Genomic DNA, 599 nt, shown 5'->3' on the forward strand with positions numbered 1-599 from the left:
CCCGCTCGCCGAGCACCCGGCCCGCCTCGTCCATAAGCCACAGCCGCAGGTTCGTCGTGCCCCAATCGATGGCGGCACAGAAGGCGGGTCCGGGCCCGGCCATGGCGCGCCTCAGGACTGGGCCAGATCCGCCGGCAGCAGCGCCTCCGGCAGGTTCTGGAAGGCAACCGGACGCAGGAAGCGGCGGATCGCCAGGGTGCCGACAGAGGTGGTGGAGGCGTTGGTGCTGGCCGGATACGGTCCGCCATGCATCATCGCGTCGCTCACCTCGACGCCGGTCGGGAAACCGTTGGCGAGGAGCCGGCCGGCCTTGCGCTGCAGAATGGGCATCAGCGAAGCGGCCAGCGCCGTGTCGGCGTCTTCCATGTGCAGCGTGCAGGTGAGCTGCCCTTCGATCCCGCGCGCGATCGCACGCATCTGCTCCTCGTCCTTTGCACGCACGAAAATGCCCAGCGGCCCGAACACCTCGTTGTGCATGTCGGGGTTGGCGAGCCAATCCTCGCCCGTGGTCTCGAGAAGGTCCGGGCCGGCATTGCGGCCCTCGGCCTTGGAGGCCAGCCGCGCCCGCGCGCAGCCAAGGCCGGACAGGCGATCGCGGC

1 pseudogene is annotated in these 599 nt (G+C 70.5%); it reads right to left on the bottom strand.

Annotated elements, in window-relative coordinates:
* Nucleotides 1-111 precede the first annotated feature (111 nt).
* Nucleotides 112-599, bottom strand: a pseudogene (locus ACFP9U_RS25335) (aldehyde dehydrogenase (NADP(+))); the annotation flags it as partial.

The organism is Nitratireductor sp. GCM10026969 (genome assembly GCF_042660605.1).
Lineage (GTDB): Bacteria > Pseudomonadota > Alphaproteobacteria > Rhizobiales > Rhizobiaceae > Chelativorans.